General features: G+C 42.7%; 6 protein-coding genes. 3 read left to right on the forward strand and 3 right to left on the reverse strand.

Annotation, left to right across the window (positions count from 1 at the left end; genetic code table 11):
* Positions 1–33: 33 nt before the first annotated feature.
* Both BWD47_RS15245 and BWD47_RS15250 read right to left on the reverse strand, forming a co-directional pair.
* Entirely contained in the window at positions 34–813 is a 780-nt protein-coding gene (locus BWD47_RS15245) for an SDR family NAD(P)-dependent oxidoreductase (RefSeq protein ID WP_036973609.1), read from the reverse strand.
* Between the two features lie 48 nt (positions 814–861).
* Positions 862–1,587 (reverse strand): FadR/GntR family transcriptional regulator, encoded by a 726-nt coding sequence (locus BWD47_RS15250; RefSeq protein ID WP_036973611.1) that lies wholly within the window; start codon positions 1,585–1,587, stop codon positions 862–864.
* Between the two features lie 259 nt (positions 1,588–1,846).
* On the opposite strand from BWD47_RS15250, the gene BWD47_RS15255 reads away from it, so the two are divergent.
* Complete coding sequence (locus BWD47_RS15255) at positions 1,847–3,475, forward strand: sodium:solute symporter (protein WP_036973612.1); 1,629 nt, start codon at positions 1,847–1,849, stop codon at positions 3,473–3,475.
* 56 nt (positions 3,476–3,531) lie between these two features.
* Here the strand turns inward: BWD47_RS15255 and BWD47_RS15260 are convergent, their stop codons facing one another.
* Positions 3,532–4,560, reverse strand: coding sequence for a family 43 glycosylhydrolase (locus tag BWD47_RS15260; protein WP_036973613.1), 1,029 nt, complete (start codon positions 4,558–4,560; stop codon positions 3,532–3,534).
* A gap of 104 nt (positions 4,561–4,664) precedes the next feature.
* Between BWD47_RS15260 and BWD47_RS15265 the strand changes: the two genes are divergently transcribed.
* Positions 4,665–5,669 carry an arabinan endo-1,5-alpha-L-arabinosidase gene (locus BWD47_RS15265; RefSeq protein ID WP_036973614.1) on the forward strand — a complete coding sequence of 335 codons (1,005 nt, stop codon included), beginning with the start codon at positions 4,665–4,667 and terminating at the stop codon, positions 5,667–5,669.
* A gap of 125 nt (positions 5,670–5,794) precedes the next feature.
* Positions 5,795–6,000, forward strand: a 206-nt coding sequence (locus BWD47_RS15270; RefSeq protein ID WP_178387093.1) for a transposase domain-containing protein, incomplete at its 3' end; no start/stop codon positions are given.

Consider the following 6,000-nt stretch of genomic DNA (forward strand, 5'->3'; position numbering starts at 1 on the left):
GCAAGTCAGTCATTTTGCAATGTATAAATGCAATTAAGTCCAACCTGCGTCTACGATTAATGATTGTGCTGTCATCATCCGACTATCATCAGCAGCCAGAAATAATGCTGCATTAACAATGTGGTCGGGTTGTATTGTTTCGTTTATACACTGGCTTAAACGAACGTCTTCAACCATCTCTGGGGTTAACCAATGAGTAATTTGACGCTCTGTCATTACCCATCCAGGAACCAAGGTATTAACCCGAATATTGTCTTTGCCATACGAGGCCGCTAAAGAACGCGTCAGACCTTCAATACCCGCTTTAGCAGTGGTGTAAGCAGGCATTCCTGTTTGCTTAATACGCCAACTGACCGACCCCATATTAATAATACTTCCCCCACCTAAACGCTGCATATGCGCCACAACAGCCTGTGAAGAAAAGAAACAAGGGCGTAAGTTAACAGCAAACTTGTCTTCCCAATATTTTACATCCATGTTTTCTGCTGCATGGCGAGTGTCATCGGCTGCATTATTAATTAATACCCCAATATCGCCCTGTTGCTGACGGGTTTGCTCTATAGCGGCTTGCAATGCCTCAACATCACGAATATCACAATAGATAAACTGCGGATCAAACTCATATTTACCCGCAAGCTTTGCGCACAAAGCCTCGCTTTGCTGCTTTGCAATATCAACAAAGGTGACTTTTGCGCCTTGCTCACAGAAGCGCGTTACCATTACTTCACCAATTCCCGTCGCTCCGCCTGTAATAAATACACTTTTTCCGGCAAGGCTGGCGTAAACTGTTTTAAGCTCATTTGAATTTGGCATGATAACCTTTTGTTTTTTTACAGTATTTACAACGTTGAGTAGCGAAACTTATTGAGCTGCAGCTTCTTTGTCTGCAATTTCTTTTTCGATAAACGCCATCGCTTCATCAATCATGTACGTCATCATATTTTTCGCACGCTCAGGGTCACCACTGGCAATCGCGTTATACACTTTAAAGTGCTCTTCAGCGATGGCTTGTTTATTACCTTTAGCGGGTGTTGTGTGCTGAATACTGACATGCAATGCCGTACGAATAAAGTCACGTAATTGATAGAAAAAACGGTTACCACTGGCGTGCAAAATTGCCGTGTGGAACGCAAGGTCTGGCTCGTGCATTACGCCTTCAGGTTCATCGGCAGCCGCTTGCATTTTATCAAGCGCCATTTTAATTTCAGCGATCGCAGCTTGGTCACCTTTTCGTGCTGCCAACGCCGCTGCTTGTGGCTCAATAGCTAAGCGTACTTGCAAGAACTCTTTCAGTACGTAAAGTGACGGACTGCTCTCAAGTAACCATTTTAATACGCTGGTGTCGTATAAGTTCCAGTTATCCGCCGGTTCAACACGGATCCCTTGTCGTGGACGAGAAGAAATTAATCCCTTTGCAGCCAACATTTTAACTGCTTCACGAACAGCTGTGCGGCTTATACCATACACTTCGCACAACTGTGCTTCGGTTGGTAACCCCGTCTCAGTATTATAATCACCAACAATAATTGCTTTACCAAGTTCATTGGTAACTTGTTGTGATAAGTTCAAATTCTCTAAACGCGCCATGTGTGTTCCTCTAAAGATCTAGGTAATATAATACATCTATAAAGCTATTCCGTCATCCTGCAAATAGTTGATTAAAATCAATAACAAAACATTAAAAAGACAGAACCTCTTATTATAACCGCGCGTAATCGTCACTTTTTTATATATCCAGTGTCACCTTATTTTAACAAATCACTTTCACTCACCCAATTTATAATATAATATTTTTAACTGACAATTAAAAAGCAACATTCTCTTTCATAATTAGGTGGAACACACAATGGTCGAACTAAGTACCTTAGACTGGGCAGTGCTGGCAGGATTTTTTGTCCTGTTATTAGGCGTTGTCGTCATGTCTATGCGACAAAAAGAAGAAGACACCGCTGACTACTTTTTGGCGGGTCGTAATGCAAGCTGGTTAGTAATTGGTGCCTCTATTTTCGCATCAAACATCGGCTCAGAACATTTAGTCGGATTATCTGGTTCTGGCGCTCAATCAGGTATGGCACTCGCCCATTGGGAAATGCAGTCGTGGATTATTCTATTACTCGGTTGGATTTTTGTGCCTTTCTATTGGAGTAGCAAGGTCTACACCATGCCTGAGTTTCTAGAACGTCGCTTTAATTCTAAGTCGCGAACTTTCTTATCTGTTATCTCATTAATCAGCTACGTATTAACAAAAGTCGCCGTGACCGTGTATGCCGGTGGTATCGCCTTTAAAACCATTTTAGGAATTGAGAGTATTTGGGGTATCGATTTCTTTTGGATTTCTGCCATTGGTTTAGTGGTGATCACCGGGATTTATACTGTTCTAGGGGGCATGAAAGCCATTATGTGGACCTCGGTGCTGCAAACGCCAGTGTTGATCATTGGTTCACTGGTCATTTTAGTTGTTGGTCTTGATAAAGTCGGCGGCTGGGCAGAAGTTGAACGCTTAAATGACGTTAATATGCACCTTATTCGCAGCGCATCAGACACTGAATTCCCTTGGCCTGGGATTATCTTTGGCTCGTTTATTATCGGTTTTTGGTATTGGTGTACCGATCAGTATATTGTGCAACGCGTACTCTCTGCGAAAGGGATTAAAGAAGCACGTCGCGGGACGATGTTTGCGGGTTATTTAAAACTCCTCCCTGTGTTTATTTTCTTAGTGCCGGGCATGATTGCTTACGCTCTGAATGCAAAAGGAATTATTAGTTACGAAAGCGCTGACCAAGCATTTCCTACGTTAGTCGCTGAGCTGTTACCTGCGGGTGTGAAAGGAATTGTGATTGGTGGCTTAGTCGCAGCACTGATGAGCTCGCTCGCTTCGCTATTCAATTCATCAGCCACTTTATTTACGATCGACTTTTATAAAAAGTTTAAGCCAGAATCAAGCGAAAAACACCTTCTAAAAGTAGGCAGAATGGCCACTATCGTTATCGTTGTACTCGGACTGTTGTGGATACCCGTCATGAGCTTAATTGCCGATGTACTTTATGAATATCTACAGAGTGTTCAATCATTAATTGCACCAGGCATCGCGGCTGTATTCTTACTCGGCTTATGTAGTAAGCGCATAACGCCAACAGCGGGGTTTGTTGGTCTTGTGTCTGGTTTCGTACTGGGTATGATCCGCTTAGTATTATTACCCTTTAAAGATGATTTAACGGGTTCATCGTTTGCATGGATAACGACAATGAACTGGTTGTACTACTGTATCCTGCTGTTTGTTGTGGTTGTCGTAATTATGATTGTGGTGAGTATTTTCACTAAACAAGCAGATGAAGAGCAATTAAAAGGCCTTACTTTCTCAAGCCTAGACAAAGCAACACTCAAAGAGGTCGCCGAGGGTTTAGATAAGTGGGATTACATCCATACAGCGGGCATTTTAGGCATAACTGCCTTTATATATTACCGCTTTTGGTAAACATTTCGTTCCCAAAGTTGTAGGGCGCCAATTGGCGCCCTTTTTTTAAAAATTTTTTAATCAGCTAGCTGTGGTGAAAACACAGGAAACCCATCTTTATCCCATGTAATAATGCGTGCTCGCGCATGGCGATTTGGATCCGTCAATGGCGTGCCTTTCAGCTCTTTATAATCGCGGCTATGGTAAATTAGCAAATCTGTCACGCCATCTTCCGCTTTTACAAAGCTGTTATGACCCGGACCAAAGCGACCAACTTCAGCGTGGGTAGTAAAAACAGGCTCTGGCTTTTTATGCCAACTTTTAGGGTCAAGTAAATCATCATTTACATTTGCCCATAGCAAGCCCATCGCATAACGATGATCGGTGGCACTGGCCGAGTAGGTCACAAAAATTTTATCTCCACGCGTTATTACAGCAGCCCCCTCATTCACTTTATAGCCTTGTACTTCCCACTCAAGAGTCGGCTCAGTAATCGCGATAACAGGCTCTTTAATTGACGTTGGTGAGTCCATTTCTGCTAACCACAAGGCCGAGTTGTATGTGGCAGGCTGGTTTTGCTGTGCCCAAATCATGTAGCGTTTGCCTTTATGAGTAAAACTGGTCGCATCAAGAGAGAAGCTATCTAGGTGACTCATAACCTGCCCCATTTCTTGCCAGTCGCCTTGCATAGGATCAACGTGGTCATTTTTAAGTGCATACATACGAATGCTAAAAGGCTTTTCAATGTCACCGGCCGCAAAGTAAATGTACCAACTGCCATCAATGTGGTGCAGCTCAGGCGCCCAAATGTTAACGCTCATAGGGCCTTTATCATGCTTTTGCCAAATAACTTTTGGCTCGGCTAGTTTTAAGTCATTTAAGCGACATGCTTGGCGTAGTTCAATTTCATCAAACATCGGTGAACTACCAATAAAGGTATAACATCCGGTTTTTTCATCACGCACTAACCAAGGATCGGCACGCTTAAGTACAATAGGGTTATCAATTGGCGCGACGGTCTTGCTACTATTAGCATCAGCAAAGGCTGGCACTGACGAAGCGCTTAACACGGTAAGTAACGTAAGCCGCGATAATTTTTTGAGCATAATGTGTCCTGTATTTCGCTTTTATTTTATTGTTAATATTGTATTACATATTATATAGTAGACGAATGAACACAAAAGTTAAAACAACAAAAAGGTATTCGATCATGAGACCCGCACACCAAGTGACACGAGCAATGAAGTGGCTTTCAACTGGACTACTTATCTCAGCAGCTGCAGTGTCGGCAAAACAGGTAGAAGTACACGATCCAGTTATGGCCAAAGAAGGCGACACGTATTATGTATTTAGTACAGGCCCTGGCATTACCTATTATGAATCAAAAGATTTAACTAACTGGAAACTCACTGGCCGCGTCTTTAAAGACGAGCCTAGCTGGGCAAAACGCGTGTCACCTAATTTCGGTGGCCATCTGTGGGCACCGGATGTGTACGAGAAAAATGGCAAGTTTTACCTATATTACTCTGTTTCTGCATTTGGTAAAAACACCTCAGCAATTGGTGTAACGGTAAACGACACTCTTGACCCATCATCACCTGACTACAAGTGGATTGATTACGGTATTGTGGTTGAGTCAGTGCCTGAGCGTGATGATTGGAACGCTATCGACCCAGCTATTATCGAAGATGACAATGGCACACCTTGGATGAGCTTTGGTTCGTTTTGGGGTGGTTTAAAATTAGTGCAACTAGATGATGACATGGTGCGCTTAGCACAGCCTGAAAAGTGGCATCACATTGCCAGCCGTCCAAACACGGAGCATGGCCCAATTGAAGCGCCTTATATCTTTAAAAAGAATGGCTATTACTATCTGTTTGTATCATTTGATAAATGCTGTCAAGGTATTGAAAGTACTTACAATGTTCGCGTTGGTCGCAGTAAAAACGTTGAAGGTCCTTATTTAGATCAGCAAGGTCGCTCTCTGGTTGATGGCGGTGGTAGCTTAGTGATTGAAGGTAACAAAGAGTGGGCAGCCCTTGGTCACAATGCCGCTTACACGTTTGATGGTAAAGACTACCTCGTGTTGCACGCCTATGAAACAGCCGATAACGGCGTACAAAAGCTACGAATTTTACCGATGAGCTGGAAAAACGATTGGCCGGTTGTAAACCCAGCCGACCTAAACAAGCTTAAAACCACGCTTATAAAGTAATTATTCAAACACAAAAAACCTGCAATTTTGCATAATGCAGATCAGTTAAGCATATTTTTATGATCACTTGACTGATCTTTTCATAGCTTCACAATCCGATATTAGAAATAGTATCGGATTTTTTTATGTCTCTAATTCAACACTTCGATGATATGTCCTCCTTTTTAGATGATGTACATACACTCGACAAACTTAAGCAGGTTCTTGACCCAGATATTCTTGAACAAGCATTTGAACATGCGGGAGTTGCCACTGTTCGCAGAAGGCGGTTACCGCTAGAAGCTATTATGTGGTCTGTAATTGGAATGAGTTTATTCCGAAACGAAACTGT

The sequence above is a fragment of the Pseudoalteromonas sp. PAB 2.2 genome (assembly GCF_001938575.1).
Lineage (GTDB): Bacteria > Pseudomonadota > Gammaproteobacteria > Enterobacterales > Alteromonadaceae > Pseudoalteromonas > Pseudoalteromonas lipolytica.